Below are 15,150 nucleotides of genomic sequence, written 5' to 3' on the forward strand. Positions count from 1 at the left end.
TATGGAAATAAATTGGAACGATTTTGAAAAAGTGGAGATGCGTGTAGGAACCATCATTAGTGCAGAAGTATTTCATAAAGCTAAAAAACCAGCCTATATTCTCACAATAGATTTTGGCGATGAATTGGGGATGAAGCGATCTTCGGCACAGATCACCTCGAGATATACTATTTCAGATCTTGAAGGAAAACAAATAATTGCAGTGGTCAATTTTCCTAAAAAGCAGATAGCGAATATTATGAGCGAATGCCTGGTTCTAGGAGCTATAGGTCCAAATAATGATATTGTTCTACTCAACCCAGATCACAAAGTGGAAAATGGATTAAGAGTAGGTTAAATATCAGCTTTGTTCTCTAACAACAGTTTTTTAATATCAGAATTTTTCCCGTAAAGCACCATAATATCATCCGGATGTAATACGGTTTCTGAAGATGCTACTCCTTGAACTTCAGATTCCTGCGTAGTAACACCTAGCATATTTTCATTAGGTATCATTTTAATGGTAGTAAGTACTATGATGTTATAGGCTCTTCTAAGGCCAATTTCCTGAAGTGTTCTTCCTTCATATCTTTTAGGTACCTTAATCTCTACAATACTGAAATGTCCTGTAAGTTCAAAAGAATCTACCACTCCATGAAGATTTAATTTCTTTGCCCAACGCTCTGCAGTTTCTTCTTCAGGATGTATTATTTCATCTACACCCATTGCCTGTAATACCATTTGTTGTAAAGGAGTGACGGCTCGACTAATTAATCGTTTCACCTTTAGCTGCTTCATTAGTGCAGTAGTCATAATAAGAGCTCCTTTATCTTCACCAATAGCAACAATAACAATATCTGTATCTTTTAAAGGTAGGTGTGAAACCGCATTAATATCTGTAGAATCTAAACAAATTGCGTGGGTGATCTTATCTTTAAGAGCTTCCACTTTATCCATCTTAAGATCAACTCCTATAACTTCATTTCCCATTTTTGTAAGCTTTTCTGCAAGGGATGAGCCAAAATTTCCGAGTCCAATTACTATATACTTCATGTGGTGATCTATTAGTTTATCAAGATTTCTTCTGTAGGATACTTATAATTTAAGTGTCTTACTCTACGTAACATTGCTATTAATATGGTAAGCATACTTACCCTTCCTATAAACATGGTTGCTATTAGAACCATTTTACTAGGGTCTGATAGTGCTGAGGTTATTCCCATGCTAAGACCTACCGTACTATAAGCAGAGAAACATTCAAATGCTATCTTTAATAAGTTTTGATCGGGATCAAAGGAAACTATAAGTGAAATAGCTATTCCTATAACCATAAGCGAAAGAGAAATAATAGCGAATGCTCTTCTTACAGAAATATCGGCAATCTCTCTTTTATATAATTCTATTCTATCTTTACCTTTTGCTAAGCTAAAAAAGTTAAGTGTTGCAATTGCAAATGTGCTTGTTTTAATACCACCCCCGGTAGATGCAGGAGACGCTCCAATCCACATTAATAGGAAAATTAACATGAGCGTTCCAAATCTTAGATCTGCATAATCTATACTATTAAAACCTGCGGTTCTAGGAGTAGCAGCACCAAAAAAGGCGGTTACTATTTTACCGAACTCAGTATGAGCAGCAAGCGTATTATCATATTCTAAAGCATAGAAACCTATACTACCACCAATAAGTAACACGAAGGTAGAAAGTAATACTATTCTGGTATTCATATTAATAACCCAAGGTCTGTGTAAGCATCTCTCATTTTTTCTAAGAGGTAAAACCCTATTAATAATTAAGTGCTTAAAATAGGTGTAGACGTTTAATACTATTGGAAAACCTAATCCTCCAAGAATAAAAAGTAAGGCTAATATGATGTGCAAGGGATAATTAAATCTAAATCCGGGTTCGTATAAACTATTTGCCAGTGTAGAAAATCCTGCATTACAGAAGCTGGAAATTGTATGAAAAGTAGAAAAGAACAATTTAGTTCCAATACCCGTTATACTCTTACCTAAGCTAAAGAATATTAGAATCCCACCAATAAATTCTATGGTAAACGTGATGAGTAATATCCTTTTCATAGCAGAGAATACTTCTCCTATCTTTTCTGAATTTGTCATATCACGCATCATAAGTTGCGTCTCATAACTGCTTTGTCCTCTAAAGAAATAACTAAAATAAGTTGCAAAGGTCATGATCCCGATACCTCCCAATTGTATCAACACTAGAATAATGGTTTGTCCGAATTGAGTGAAATAGCTTCCGGTATCTACAACTATCAATCCTGTAACGCATACTGCACTTGTAGAGGTAAAAAGAGCATCTATAAGAGATATTCCAGAATGAGTGGCATTAGGTAGTAAGAGGAGGAAAGTACCAATTAAGATAATTCCAAGGAAACTAGTAATAAACAGTTGTGCAGGATTAAAATACTGAGTCTTAAAATCTAATCTCAATGAAGAAAATTCTCTAATAAAATAAAGAAACACTGCCAGGTAAAGCCATCCTTTTTTATTGAAGAATCCAAGGTCTGCCACCAGTAGATCTGTCCTTATAATTATTAGGAATACAAACAATGTAAGTATAATAATATCTATAACTTTTACCTTAAAGCCGGGGTGTTTGCCAGAGAAGATATATCTTAAGCCAATAGATATACAGCCAACAAAAAGTGCTGAAAGATATATAGTAATTAATCGCTGTGCTGTAGTATCACTTTTTTGAAACCCCAGATCGTAAAAAACCAGGATTACAGAGATAAGACTCAGCCAGAACGAAATGCGCTGAATGATATGCGTAAATCTAGGCGACCATTGAAAAGACTGGATATTCTCTAACATTTTCATCTTAACAGATTTCCTTTGAAAGTATTTGATCTTCTAGAACTAAAGAATGATCAAAATTGGTTGTGTGATTTGCTACTAACTTAAGAGTTGTAGATATAAGTAGCTGATAAAAAGAATTTAATAGAGTATTAAAAGAATCAGAAATATTCAATGCATGAATTATTTAGAATTACATGCAAAATTAAGTAAACTAAAAGAAGTAATTAGTTAAGATTTGAATTTATTACTGTTTCCTTCTCAATATGATGTTGTTTACAATAATATAAAGGATAGAGCAATGTTATATATTTATTATTAGAATAAAAAAACCGCCTAGATTGCTCTAGACGGTTATAAAATAGTATTGAAGTGGTTTAAATATCTTCAAAACTAATATCTGTAAATTTATCTGGAGAAGTGCTAGAATGAGATTCTACTTCTTCTTCCTGATATTCTTTTTTGAAATCTTTTTGGTGCTTATCGCTAATTACTTCTTCACCTTTCTCTTCCACTATGTAATCTGTCATTTCATTAAGGATCTCTGTGAATCCTTCAAAATCTTCTTTATACAAGTAAATTTTATGTTTTTTGTAATGAAAAGATCCATCAGCATTCGTGAATTTCTTACTTTCTGTAATCGTAAGGTAATAATCGTCTGCCTTGGTAGCTCTCACATCAAAAAAATAAGTGCGTCTTCCTGCTCGTAATACTTTAGAGAAAATCTCATCTTTCTCCATCATTCCATTTTCACTCATAAAATAAATCTTTATAGTTTTTTTAAAGTACGCCCAAAAATCTAAAAATTTTTAACATTTCGCAACAAATTTTCACATTTCTTTTTCACTTAGCTGTTTTGCGTAGAGCTCTTTGTAATAACCATCAATCTCTATTAACTTTTGATGAGATCCTTGCTGAACGATTTCTCCATCTTCAAGAATTATAATATTGTCTGCATTTTTAGCAGAAGATATTCTATGACTAACAATTATAGTGGTCTTATCTTTAGATATTTTGAAAAGATTATTTAAAATTTCCTCTTCAGTTTCTGTATCTACAGCAGATAAACAATCATCAAAAAGAAGAATTTGAGGATCATGTATAATTGCCCGTGCTATTGAAACTCGTTGCTTCTGACCTCCAGAAAGTGTAATTCCACGTTCGCCGAGTACAGTATCATAACCATGTGTAAAATCTTTAATGTTTTTATGCACTGCTGCATTTTTTGCAGCTTCAATTACTTCTTCATCTGTAGCAGTGGTTTTTCCAAATCTTATGTTATTCTTAATAGAATCACTAAATAAAAATGCGTCTTGGGGCACGTAACCAATAGAGTTTCTTAAACTATATAAGTTTAGATCTCTAATATTCTTTTTATCAATAGCTATTTCTCCTGTTTGAACATCATAAAGTCTTCCTATTAATTCTAAGATAGTAGATTTCCCGGAACCTGTTTTACCAATAATTGCTAAAGTCTCACCTCTATTAACGCTAAAAGAAACATTTTTTAGAGCTGTAATATTTGTGTCTTCATATGTAAAGCTCACATCTTTAAACTGAATATCACCATTGATCTTAGAAACTGTTGGTTCTAAATTCTTTATTTGAGGTTCTTCTTTTAGAAATTCATTGATACGTTTTTGAGAAGCTTCTGCTTGTTGAACTATAGAGGTGACCCAACCTACAGTGGCAACAGGCCAGGTAAGCATATTCACATATAGCAGAAATTCCACTATCACTCCAATATTTTCAATTTCTCCATTAATTACCTGCCTTCCTCCAATAAAAATAACCAAGGTGTTACTAAGTCCTATTAGCAGTACCATCATAGGGAAGAAAAAGGCTTGCACTTTAACCAGATCCAGATTCTTTTCTTTACTCCCGTTAGATAATTCAATAAAATTAGAGTTTGTTTGCTGTTCTAAGCCGTAAGATTTTATCACGGAAATTCCGCTAAAACTTTCCTGAGTAAATGTGTTTAATTTTGAAAGGTATTGTTGTACGATGGTACTTCTCTTATGAATGGCAACGCTTAATTTATAGATAGCGAAAGAAAGGATAGGTAAAGGAGCTACCGTATATAAAGTAAGAAGGGGTGCTGTTTTTACCATATACCAGATCACAATTATAAAAAGCGTTAGAGTGGTAACACTATACATAATTGCCGGTCCCAGATACATTCTTACTTTGGAGACATCATCACTTATTCTGTTCATTAGATCTCCCGTACGATTCTGTTTGTAGAAATTTAATGAGAGTCTTTGGTATTGATGGTAGACTTCATTTTTAAGATCGAATTCCATATGTCTGGAGATAACGATAAAGATCTGTCTCATTAAAAATGTAAAAAACGCAGAAACTAGGGTGGCGCCAATTATTAAAGCGATATTATAAAAAAGTTCACTTCTTAATATGGCTGCATCGGTAATTTCTCCATTTACATATTTTTCTATAGTGCTGGTGGAATTACCAATAAATTGAACCGGATATAGTGCAAATATTCTGGCAACAACAGTTATAAGTAGGCCTAAAATTAATTTCCACTTGTATTTAAGGAAATATTTATTGAGGTGCTGTAATTCTTTCATTTAAAAAACTTAATTCAATTCTTGTGAGATTCGCAATTTATGTCGGCATTTTTTCCCATAACTTAAAATATTAATTATTTTTGTAGTCTGATTTTCAGAAAAACAAAAAAATTTAAATCTTAAATTTTCAATTTATGCAGGTTGACGTTTTAAACGCAAGTGAACTTAAAAAAGCTGCACCGGTATTCGGACAGCTATCCTTTGACAACCACGAGCAAGTGGTTTTTTGTAATGACAAAGATACAGGTTTAAAGGCAATAATTGGTATTCATAATACGGTTTTAGGTCCTGCTCTTGGAGGCACTAGAATGTGGAATTATAGCACTGAGTGGGAAGCGTTGAACGATGTTCTTAGACTTTCTAGAGGTATGACGTTTAAAAGCGCTATAACCGGATTGAATCTTGGTGGTGGAAAAGCAGTTCTTATAGGAGATGCTAAAACACAAAAGACCCCAGAACTTATGCGAAAATTTGGAGAATTTGTACATTCTCTAAGTGGTAAATATATAACTGCAGAAGATGTAGGAATGGATACAGAAGATATGGATACAGTAAGAGAGGTTACTCCTTACGTAACTGGTATCTCAGAATCTAAAGGGGGTGCAGGTAATCCATCTCCAATTACAGCATATGGAGTGTATATGGGAATGAAAGCGGCTGCTGGATTTAAATATGGAAGTGATAAATTAGAAGGAAAAAAGATATTAGTGCAAGGTATTGGGCACGTTGGAGAAACTTTGGTAGACTATCTTGTAAAAGAAGGTGCACAGGTTTTTATTAGCGATATCAACCAGGCTAGATTGCAAGAAGTAAGTGCACAGTACGGAGCCAACATTTTTGTGGATGATGTATATAGTGCAGATGTAGATATTTACGCTCCTTGTGCTTTGGGGGCTACAATTAATGATGATACTATTAATAGAATTAAAGCAACTGTAATTGCAGGAGCTGCTAACAATCAATTAGCAGATGAACTTCGTCATGGTAAGATACTTCAGGATAAAGGCATCGTATATGCTCCAGATTTCTTGATCAATGCAGGTGGAATTATAAATGTTTATGCTGAATTAGAAGGATACGATAAAAAAGAGATCATTCGTAAAACTGAAAATATCTATAATACAACCATGGAGATCTTGAGGACAGCGTCTTCAAAAGATATAACCACACATTTGGCTGCATTGAAAATTGCACAACAGCGAATAGATGACAGAAAAAGCCAAAATTTGAACTAACAAGTTTGAAATAAATACTATTTTTGCAAGGCGAAAGAAATCTCTTTCGCCTTGCTAATTTTATAAGTTCTTTTACACCTATGTTAACCAGAAGACATATCCGAGTTAAAGTAATGCAATCCCTATATGCATTCACCCAAAGCGATAATCAAAATTTCAATACGGAGGAGAAGTTCCTTTTAAAAAGTATGGATGAAATGTATGATTTATTCCTGCTTATGTTAAAATTGATCACCGAGATCAAGGTATATTCAGAAGACTATCTGGATAAATCTCAAAGAAAATTTCTGGCTACTAAGGAAGAAATAGATCCCAACAGAAAATTTATTAATAATAAAGTTATCCAGATCCTGGAGAATAATATCAATTTTAAAGAAGAAATTGAGAACAGGAAGCTAAACCACTGGAGCAAAGATAGTGAGTATGTAGCTCTTCTTTGGGAAGAGATCATGAATAGCTCAGCTTTTGAAAGTTATATGGCTACCAGAGAGTCTAGCTTTAAAGAAGATAAAGATTTTGTGATCTTGCTTTTAAAAGAATTTATTGCTCCCAATGATAAGTTGTATGATTACATAGAAGATACAAAGTTAACCTGGTTAGATGATCTTCCTTTAGTGAATACGGCGATCCTAAAATTCCTTAATAAACTTAAAGAAGGTGCTTTAGAAGAGACAAAACTACCTAAGTTGTTCAAGTCTCCTGAAGATAAAGAATTCGGGATTCAATTATTTAGAAAAGTTTATCTAAATGATGATGAATTAACCAATGAAATGGAAGGCAAGACTCCAAATTGGGACAAAGAGCGAATAGCAGAGATCGATACCGTTCTTATTAAGATGGCTATTTGTGAATTCTTACATTTTAATTCCATTCCTGTTAAAGTTACCATTAATGAATATTTGGAGGTTGCTAAAGAATATAGCACCCCTAAAAGCAGCATTTTTGTAAATGGAGTTTTAGATAAATTATCTAAAGAGTATCAGGAAGGAAAGAGATTAAATAAAATGGGTAGGGGATTGATGTAGTTTAGAATTTTTGTATTTTTAACGTTCAATTTAAATTAACTAATTATGAAGAAAGGTATCTTATTGATAGCAGCCTTTGGAGCAATGATTTTTACCTCCTGTAAAGATGATGCCTCTAGTAAGGTAAAAGCAGAAAATGTAGAGACAGCTGCAGAACGAGATGCAGAGCAAGTGTACTATCCTGAAATGAAATTCGAAGAAGAAGAATTTGATTTTGGAAATATTGCAAAGGGTACTAATGTAGAGCATGTCTTTAAATTTACCAATGTAGGTAAAGCACCGCTGGTAATTACAAATGCAACTAGTACATGTGGTTGCACTGTGCCTTCTTATCCTCACAACGAATCTATTGCTCCTGGAGAGCAAGGAGAAATGACCGTTCTATTTAATGGATCTGGTCAAGGTCAGGTAACAAAAACAGTAACCGTTTCTGCAAATACAGAAAAAGGTTCAGAACAATTAAGAATCAAAGCTTTTGTAGAATCTGATGGGACTAACCCAGAAGGATAAAAGCTTCTAAATAAATTTATGGAACAGATAACGCAGTTTGCCCCAATAATATTAATGTTTGTAGTGGTGTATTTTTTTATGATACGTCCACAAATGAAAAGAGCCAAACAGGAAAAGAACTTTGCAGCAGCTCTTAAAAAAGGAGATCGTGTAGTTACCAAAAGTGGTATGCATGGCAAAGTGATTGATTTTAGCGAAAAAAATAACACTATTATTATTGAAACCGGTGCAGGTAAAATTACTTTTGATCGTTCTTCAGTTTCTATGGAGATGAGCAAGAAGATGAATGAACCTGCTGTTATTGAAAAAAAATAAGAAAACTTTGCTCTTATTTTATATAATAAAAAGGCTGCCTGATAATTCAGGCAGCCTTTTCTATGCAAATTAACTAAGTAACCAAATCTAGTGCATTCCTGAAGTATCTACTTTCCCCGCACCTTTCTTTATCAATAATACAAACGGTACACAGACTAAGAATAGAAGCCCCAAGTAAAGAAAAATATCCATATAAGAGAGCACTGTACTTTGTAAGGTTACAGAACCATCCAAAACCTGATATGCTCTTGCTAAAGATTCATTAGCGCTAAAGCCTTTGCTCATAAACATTTGTTGTAGCCCGTTAATTCTTTGCTGAACATTAAATTTCATGGCGTTTATATTTGGAATAAGATCTATTCTATGTTGTTGAGAGAGTCTGGCAATCATAGTGGTGATAATAGCTATTCCAAAAGATCCTCCTAATTGTCTCATCATTCCTGTAAAAGCAGCACCTTCTCCAATATCTTTTCCTTTAAGTGTAGAAAGAGATAGGGTGGTAATTGGTACAAATAAAAGTCCCAAACCAACTCCTCTCACTACTAATGGCCAAAACATTTGTTCTGAAGAAGTATCTGGAGTAATTAAGGTAAACATCCAGAAGCTATACAAAAAGAAGATACTAAATCCTGCAGCTACCAAATATTTCTGCGACACCCCTCGCTCTATCAACTTACCAATTATAGGCATCATGATACCCGTAGTAATAGAACTTGGAATAAGTAATAATCCGGCATCTGTAGCGGTCCAACCTAAAATAGATTGCGTGTATATAGGAATAATAAATGTAGAGCCATACAAACCAAAACCTAAGATAAAGGTCATGATGGTTCCAACTCTTAAATTACTATTCTTTAAAACTTTAAGATTCACAATAGGATGCTCGTAGGTAAGCTCCCTCCATATAAAGAATATCAGTCCAAAAACGGAAACTACACTCAAGATCACTATTAATGGTTCTTGAAACCAATCATCTTGCTGCCCGTGTTCTAAAACAAATTGTAAAGAGCCAATAAATGAAGTTAAGAATACAATTCCCCACCAATCTACCTGACTTGCTTTTAATTTATCTCCGTACTTAGGACTCTTTACATAGATTAAAGTTAAGAATGTAGCTATTATTCCTATTGGTATGTTGATATAAAAAATATACGGCCACGAAAAATGGTCTACAATATACCCTCCTAGCGGAGGTCCTAAGGTAGGACCAACAATTACGCCCATTCCATAAATGGCCTGCGCCATTCCTCTTTTGGCAGCAGGATAACTTTCCGTTATAATGGTTTGAGCAGTTACTAATAAGGCTCCTCCACCCATACCTTGAATGAACCTAAAGGCTACTAGTTCCCAGATATTTGTTGCATTTCCACATAAAAATGAGGATACTGTAAATATCACTATAGAAGCTGCAAAGTAATTACGTCTACCAAATTGTTTGGAAAGCCAACTAGTCATAGGAATAATGATCACATTGGCAATGGCATAGGCAGTAATTACCCAGGCCACATCTGTAAGAGTAGCACCTAGACTTCCCCTCATATCGTTGAGGGCCACATTTACTATTGTAGTATCTACAATTTCTAGAAGCGCACATAAAATGGCGGTTATGGTAATGATTACCCTTCTAAAACCGTATTCTACTAAACTATTTTCTTCCTCTTGCATAACTTATTTTACATGTACATCTACTAAAACATTCATTCCAGAACGAAGTTTTTTCATTTGCTCTGCATCATTTGTTTCAGTAAAATCAATTTTAACAGGTAATCTTTGTACGGTTTTCACAAAATTTCCAGTAGCATTATCTGGAGGCAAGAGAGAGAATTTTGCCCCAGTAGCAGGAGAAAATGCAGTAATAGTTCCTTCAAATTCCATATCTGGATAAGCATCTACTTCTATTCCTACTTTCTGGCCAATAGCCATTTTATCTAACTGAGTCTCTTTAAAGTTTGCTACGACCCATTTATCTGAAATATTTACCAAATAGAATAAAGCTTGTCCTGGTTGAACGAACTGTCCTGGTTGAATATCAACTTCTGAAAGCTGACCATCAATAGGAGACGTTACAATTGTATAATCTAGATTTAACTGAGCTGCATCTAACATTGCCTGTGCACTTTGAATATTAGCTTCAGCCACAGATACCTGTTTCTTTGAGATCTCTGTTTGAGACATCGCAGCGTTACGCTGACTGGATGTTGCTTTAGACTGACTCTTTAAAATCTCTAATCTACTTTCTGCTTCTTGCTTGGCAGCTAACGCCTGCTCATATTGTTGCTCTGTTATAGAATGATTTTCAAAAAGATTTTTGTAACGATCAAAGTCATTAGTTACTCTCCATAAATTGATCTTTGCAGTTTCAATATTTCCCTGTGCTGTATTTACCTGTGCGTTAGATGCTGCAGCATTTGCCTGATAAGACCCTATGCTTGCCTCAGAAACACTAAACTGGCTTTCTGCTGCAGCCATAGAAGCTCTTGCCTGCTGTAATTGCACCTTATAATCTCTATTATCTATAACGAATAACGTATCTCCTTTTGATACCTTTTGGTTATCTGTAACATATACCTTTTCTATATAACCACCTACATGAGGAATTATAGGATTCATATTTGCAGCTATCTGCGCATCATCTGTTTCTTCGTGAGATAATGAGTGAATAAATTTATAACCTCCATAAACAACTCCAACGGTTACTAATACAGCGATTATTATTATAAATTTCTTGTTTGTTTTTTTCTTCTCTTCCATTTTAGTAAAATGATTATTAGTTGTTGAATTGATTTGTTAGTGTTCCCTGAGCGGTTAATAGCTCGTAATATTTTTGAGTGATATCTGCATTGGCATAAGCTAAATTCATTTTAGCTTGTAATTGATCTATATCTGCTTCTAAAAGATCATTGGTATCTACTAGTCCATTATCATATTTATCTTTAAGAATTCTATAGTTTTCTATTGCCTGCTCTTCAGACTTTGTATAAACCTCATATTTCCTTATAGAAAGTTTGTAATCTTGTTTGGCATTTTCTATTTGCAACTTCACTTTATCAGATACCATGTCTATAGTGTATTGAAGTTCCTCCGCTTTGCTTTGAGCTACTTTTACCTCACTTCTACTTTTGAAAATATCAGCTAGATTATAAGACAAGCCAACGCCAACATTAATTGCATTGTTTACAGTAAGTGCATTATGAAGATCCAGATTGGTATATCCACCTACCAACGCGATGCTAGGATAATACTTGCTTTTTGCCATTTTGATCTGATTTTCAGCAGCTTTTTCCTGATACGTTAGCGCTTCCAGATCACTTCTGGAAACCATCCCTTTTAAATTAGAAGGAATAACATTTCCGAAATTAGTATCTTGCGTATTGATCTTAGTTGCTTCCGGCAACTTCAACATTACATTTAATTTGTAATTAAGAATATTGCTGTTTTTTTTAGCTTCTTCTAAACTTAGCTGAATGTTAGATTCTTGCAGCTGTGCTTTTAATAAATCATTTCTGGCTAACAGACCATTCTCTTCCATAGCAGTAAAATCTTTTACACGTAGATTGGCACTGTTAAGATTCTCTTCTATAATTTCAATAGCCTTTTGCGCTTTATATAAATTGATATAATCTATTATGGTATGTAGCGCTATTTGCTCCTTATCGTTCTGTGCATTAAGAGAAGCAGCCTTTAAATTATTTTCGCTTGCTTTTACCGCATTCTTTAGTTTGAAACCTGAAAATAGGGGCAGCGACATATTGGCCTGTGCCAATAATAATTGATTCACATCTGGAGTTGGGGTAGGCTCTGAAGCAGAACCTTCTGAAGGAGTTGCAGCAGGAAAATCTATTTCTGCTCCGGTTAAATACTGATATTGTCCGGAGATCTTAAGATCTGGATACTGAAGATTTTTTGTTACCTGAAGCTCACTCTCTGCCGTATTTACTCGGGAATTCGAAATTTTTGCTTCATCGCTATTGGTGAGGGCTAAATTTACTGCCTGCTCTAAAGATAGAGATTTACCTTCCTGCGCACTTGCAGAAGCAATTCCTAAACATAGAATTGCAGAAAGGAAAAAATGTTTAATTTTCATAAGTCAATAATGCTTTTATGGTTTTCTGAATATGTTGGGTTAGGGTAGTGTGTACGTAGTTATCTAAAGATGCTTCATCTGTAATGTTATGTAGCACTTCAAAGAATCTGAGGTTATAATAGAAATTAAAATAGGTACCTAAAATTGTGGGTACAGTAAGCGGTATATTTAGATCTTTAGAAAAAACACCTTCTTTTTGTCCTTTAATTACAAATTCCTCAATGACCTTATAATTAGATAATTTCTGATTGATATAATTTTCGAAATCTATTTTTCGGGTGTCATTTGAGTATTCAAAATGAATGATCTTGTACATTCTTCTGTTGTGATGAACTCTTCTTATAATAAGTGCTACCACTTCATCTACCTTTTCCAACGTTGAATTCTCTATAGAAAGAACAGTCTCCAATTCCATTCTAAAATCTGCAGATCTATATATGAGCATAGCCTCTAAGAGTCGCTCTTTAGAGCCAAAGTAATAGGAGATCATTGCCACATTTACCCCTGCTTCCTTGGCTATTTGCCTCACCGAAGTACCTGCAAAACCATTCTCTGCAAATAGTTTCTCTGCTTCAGTTATAATTTGAATCTGTTTCTCGTTTAATTCCATAGAATCTAAATTTCGAGCACAAAGTTAAACAATTGTTTAAATTAAACGTTTGTTTAAATTAATTTTTTGTTTTAATTTAACACTATAAGGTTTTCGTGGAATAATAAAGCATTGTGCAATAAATGACCTAATCGCACATTCGCAGGAAAATATTAACAATCATTTAGAAGCCTTTCCCTTTAATCTTTGTGTAATTGTTCTATTTTAAGCCTCGATCACAAATAATTATAATGTTAGAAGAAAAAGACCAAAGTCATTGTGTAGACGCACCTTATAAGATCTCCTTTTCTGGGTGGAAGAAAATAATTTTAGAAGTTAAGAATGAGATTGCTGCAGATAGCGTAGGAATCGTTTCTGCGGGTATTGCGTTCTATGCATTTTTGGCCATATTCCCAGCGATTATGGCTTTAATATCTATTTATGGATTAGCAACAGATCCTCAACAAATAGAGCAGGAGTTATCCAAACTGGCGGCTATGATGCCGAAGCAGGCTTTTTCGTTACTAAAGGATAGAGTAGAAATATTTCTCTCTACCCCAGGAACCACTTTAGGATGGGGTACCGCAATTGGTATTTTATTTAGTATATGGAGTTCTAATAAAGGAACAAAATCTTTGTTCGAAGGTATAGATATAGCATATGATACTGTAGAAAGTAGAGGCTTCTTTAAGCAAATTTTAATGGCTATAATCTTTACCATATTTGGAACCATTCTCTTATTAATAAGTTTAGCTTTTATAGTGGTATTTCCTACTGTAATGCATAAGCTAGGACTGCCCGAGGGTACAGAAAATATAATAGCATTCTTAAGGTGGATTGTTTTGGCAGTAATAGTAACACTATTTCTGTGCCTGATCTATCAATATGCCCCAGCAAGAAAAAAACCAGAGCTTAAATGGGTGGTAACAGGAGCTATATTTTCTACTGTAGTCTGGTTACTTGCTTCTTGGGGATTTTCATTTTATGTGAGCAACTATGGAAATTATGGGGAAGTATATGGATCTATTTCTGCAGTGGTAATTCTAATGTTATGGTTATATATCACTTGTTATATCATCTTACTGGGAGCAGAAATCAATTCTGAAATAGACGATTATGTTCACCCAGATTCTATTGCAGATTATAAAGTAGAAAAAAAGAACTAATTGAGCTTAAAATATATTCAATAAGGAAAAGCCACCTCAAAAGGTGGCTTTTTATACTTTAATCTTTTACCTGAAAAACTATGGGTAATGAGTATGAGACCGAGACTGGCTTACCTCGTTGCTTTCCCGGCTCAAAATGTGGCAGGGATCTTATAACTCTAATTGCCTCTGCTTGTAATTTTGGATGCTGTGCTCTAGACTGAATGTCTACCACATTTCCATTTTTATCTATATTGAACATTACGTAAACTTTATTGATTCCAGATAGTCCTAGATTATTACCAATATCTCTGTTGAAGTTTGCATTAACATAATCAGATATTTTTTCACTCATACATGTTTTACGCTTTTCATTGTTTGAATAGCGCTCACACCCAGGGAAAATAGGGACATCTTCTATAACTTTGAAAGAATAGTGCTCTATTTCTTCCTTCGGTTTTATTTCAATAATATCAACAACATCAACTATACTTGGTGATTCTACTGTTTGCTGAATATTATTCGTAGGTACATCTTCACTATCATCAATGATGGCTAAAATATCATCAGATTTAATTGCCTTTGGAATTGAGGGTACTGCGCGATCTACAAATTCTGTTATTGGAATTTCTTCTTCTATCAACTTATCCATTACTATCTCTTTAGAAGCTTTTTCAATAGGATGATAGCTCTTCCATTCTACTAAAAAATAACATAATAGGAGAACAACAATTAGCCCTATTTGTAAGAAAAATACAGATCTTTTTCTAAGATCTGCCGTAGCGTTTTTTTTGAATTCCATAGGTTATAAGTTTATAAGTTAATATTTTTTATTATTACCAATAAACATGCCTAAGA

General features: G+C 34.0%; 15 protein-coding genes. 6 read left to right on the top strand and 9 right to left on the bottom strand.

The genetic code is table 11. From position 1 onward, the window contains the following. The first annotated feature begins 1 nt into the window (after position 1). The gene (locus P163_RS09935; RefSeq protein ID WP_034890309.1) at positions 2 to 337 is read left to right on the top strand and encodes a tRNA-binding protein; all 336 of its coding nucleotides are present in this window, start codon (positions 2 to 4) and stop codon (positions 335 to 337) included. Here P163_RS09935 and P163_RS09940 read toward each other — a convergent pair. The 4 genes from P163_RS09940 to P163_RS09955 all read right to left on the bottom strand — a co-directional run bounded on the left by P163_RS09940 (position 334) and on the right by P163_RS09955 (position 5,389). Next, entirely contained in the window at positions 334 to 1,032 is a 699-nt protein-coding gene (locus P163_RS09940) for a potassium channel family protein (RefSeq protein WP_034890312.1), read from the bottom strand. The genes P163_RS09935 and P163_RS09940 overlap by 4 nt on opposite strands. Positions 1,033 to 1,043: 11 nt before the next feature. Continuing rightward, positions 1,044 to 2,825: a TrkH family potassium uptake protein gene (locus P163_RS09945; RefSeq protein WP_081891324.1), complete on the bottom strand. Its 1,782-nt coding sequence runs from the start codon at positions 2,823 to 2,825 to the stop codon at positions 1,044 to 1,046. A 353-nt stretch (positions 2,826 to 3,178) separates the two neighbouring features. Then, positions 3,179 to 3,559, bottom strand: a complete 381-nt coding sequence (locus P163_RS09950; protein WP_034890314.1) for a PUR family DNA/RNA-binding protein — start codon at positions 3,557 to 3,559, stop codon at positions 3,179 to 3,181. Between the two features lie 72 nt (positions 3,560 to 3,631). Next, positions 3,632 to 5,389 carry an ABC transporter ATP-binding protein gene (locus P163_RS09955; protein ID WP_034890316.1) on the bottom strand — a complete coding sequence of 586 codons (1,758 nt, stop codon included), beginning with the start codon at positions 5,387 to 5,389 and terminating at the stop codon, positions 3,632 to 3,634. Positions 5,390 to 5,523: 134 nt separating this feature from the next. Between P163_RS09955 and P163_RS09960 the strand changes: the two genes are divergently transcribed. The 4 genes from P163_RS09960 (at position 5,524) to yajC (ending at position 8,474) form a co-directional block, all read left to right on the top strand. Then, positions 5,524 to 6,624 (top strand): Glu/Leu/Phe/Val family dehydrogenase, encoded by a 1,101-nt coding sequence (locus P163_RS09960; RefSeq protein ID WP_034890318.1) that lies wholly within the window; start codon positions 5,524 to 5,526, stop codon positions 6,622 to 6,624. 80 nt (positions 6,625 to 6,704) lie between these two features. Further along, positions 6,705 to 7,649 carry a transcription antitermination factor NusB gene (nusB, locus tag P163_RS09965; protein WP_034894248.1) on the top strand — a complete coding sequence of 315 codons (945 nt, stop codon included), beginning with the start codon at positions 6,705 to 6,707 and terminating at the stop codon, positions 7,647 to 7,649. Between the two features lie 45 nt (positions 7,650 to 7,694). Further along, positions 7,695 to 8,159: a DUF1573 domain-containing protein gene (locus P163_RS09970; protein WP_034890320.1), complete on the top strand. Its 465-nt coding sequence runs from the start codon at positions 7,695 to 7,697 to the stop codon at positions 8,157 to 8,159. An 18-nt stretch (positions 8,160 to 8,177) separates the two neighbouring features. After that, positions 8,178 to 8,474 (top strand): preprotein translocase subunit YajC, encoded by a 297-nt coding sequence (yajC, locus tag P163_RS09975; protein WP_034890323.1) that lies wholly within the window; start codon positions 8,178 to 8,180, stop codon positions 8,472 to 8,474. 87 nt (positions 8,475 to 8,561) lie between these two features. Here the strand turns inward: yajC and P163_RS09980 are convergent, their stop codons facing one another. From P163_RS09980 to P163_RS09995, 4 genes are read right to left on the bottom strand one after another with little or no spacing between them, the layout of a single operon-like run. Continuing rightward, complete coding sequence (locus tag P163_RS09980; protein ID WP_034890326.1) at positions 8,562 to 10,139, bottom strand: DHA2 family efflux MFS transporter permease subunit; 1,578 nt, start codon at positions 10,137 to 10,139, stop codon at positions 8,562 to 8,564. A gap of 3 nt (positions 10,140 to 10,142) precedes the next feature. After that, positions 10,143 to 11,225 carry an HlyD family secretion protein gene (locus P163_RS09985; protein WP_034890329.1) on the bottom strand — a complete coding sequence of 361 codons (1,083 nt, stop codon included), beginning with the start codon at positions 11,223 to 11,225 and terminating at the stop codon, positions 10,143 to 10,145. Positions 11,226 to 11,241: 16 nt separating this feature from the next. Continuing rightward, entirely contained in the window at positions 11,242 to 12,558 is a 1,317-nt protein-coding gene (locus tag P163_RS09990) for a TolC family protein (protein ID WP_034890332.1), read from the bottom strand. Further along, a complete protein-coding gene (locus P163_RS09995) occupies positions 12,548 to 13,168 on the bottom strand; it encodes a TetR/AcrR family transcriptional regulator (RefSeq protein ID WP_034890347.1) in 621 nt (206 codons plus the stop codon). Before P163_RS09995 ends, P163_RS09990 begins: the two co-directional genes overlap by 11 nt. Before the next feature lie 230 nt (positions 13,169 to 13,398). On the opposite strand from P163_RS09995, the gene P163_RS10000 reads away from it, so the two are divergent. Next, complete coding sequence (locus P163_RS10000) at positions 13,399 to 14,313, top strand: YihY/virulence factor BrkB family protein (protein WP_051931211.1); 915 nt, start codon at positions 13,399 to 13,401, stop codon at positions 14,311 to 14,313. A 58-nt stretch (positions 14,314 to 14,371) separates the two neighbouring features. On the opposite strand, the gene P163_RS10005 is transcribed toward P163_RS10000, so the two are convergent. Next, on the bottom strand, positions 14,372 to 15,094 hold the full coding sequence (locus tag P163_RS10005) for an energy transducer TonB (protein WP_034890350.1): 723 nt from the start codon (positions 15,092 to 15,094) through the stop codon (positions 14,372 to 14,374). Between the last annotated feature and the right edge of the window lie 56 nt (positions 15,095 to 15,150).

Source organism: Gillisia sp. Hel_I_29 (genome assembly GCF_000744275.1).
Taxonomy (GTDB): domain Bacteria; phylum Bacteroidota; class Bacteroidia; order Flavobacteriales; family Flavobacteriaceae; genus Gillisia.

What these genes read in the sequence shown, in the direction of transcription:
- P163_RS09995 (WP_034890347.1), bottom strand. Translation starts at nt 13,168, where the DNA reads ATGGAATTAAACGAGAAACAGATTCAAATTATAACTGAAGCAGAGAAA.
- P163_RS09935 (WP_034890309.1), top strand. Translation starts at nt 2, where the DNA reads ATGGAAATAAATTGGAACGATTTTGAAAAAGTGGAGATGCGTGTAGGA.
- P163_RS09980 (WP_034890326.1), bottom strand. Translation starts at nt 10,139, where the DNA reads ATGCAAGAGGAAGAAAATAGTTTAGTAGAATACGGTTTTAGAAGGGTA.
- P163_RS09960 (WP_034890318.1), top strand. Translation starts at nt 5,524, where the DNA reads ATGCAGGTTGACGTTTTAAACGCAAGTGAACTTAAAAAAGCTGCACCG.
- P163_RS09990 (WP_034890332.1), bottom strand. Translation starts at nt 12,558, where the DNA reads ATGAAAATTAAACATTTTTTCCTTTCTGCAATTCTATGTTTAGGAATT.
- P163_RS10000 (WP_051931211.1), top strand. Translation starts at nt 13,399, where the DNA reads ATGTTAGAAGAAAAAGACCAAAGTCATTGTGTAGACGCACCTTATAAG.
- P163_RS09940 (WP_034890312.1), bottom strand. Translation starts at nt 1,032, where the DNA reads ATGAAGTATATAGTAATTGGACTCGGAAATTTTGGCTCATCCCTTGCA.
- P163_RS09950 (WP_034890314.1), bottom strand. Translation starts at nt 3,559, where the DNA reads ATGAGTGAAAATGGAATGATGGAGAAAGATGAGATTTTCTCTAAAGTA.
- P163_RS10005 (WP_034890350.1), bottom strand. Translation starts at nt 15,094, where the DNA reads ATGGAATTCAAAAAAAACGCTACGGCAGATCTTAGAAAAAGATCTGTA.
- P163_RS09985 (WP_034890329.1), bottom strand. Translation starts at nt 11,225, where the DNA reads ATGGAAGAGAAGAAAAAAACAAACAAGAAATTTATAATAATAATCGCT.
- nusB (WP_034894248.1), top strand. Translation starts at nt 6,705, where the DNA reads ATGTTAACCAGAAGACATATCCGAGTTAAAGTAATGCAATCCCTATAT.
- P163_RS09945 (WP_081891324.1), bottom strand. Translation starts at nt 2,825, where the DNA reads ATGAAAATGTTAGAGAATATCCAGTCTTTTCAATGGTCGCCTAGATTT.
- P163_RS09970 (WP_034890320.1), top strand. Translation starts at nt 7,695, where the DNA reads ATGAAGAAAGGTATCTTATTGATAGCAGCCTTTGGAGCAATGATTTTT.
- yajC (WP_034890323.1), top strand. Translation starts at nt 8,178, where the DNA reads ATGGAACAGATAACGCAGTTTGCCCCAATAATATTAATGTTTGTAGTG.
- P163_RS09955 (WP_034890316.1), bottom strand. Translation starts at nt 5,389, where the DNA reads ATGAAAGAATTACAGCACCTCAATAAATATTTCCTTAAATACAAGTGG.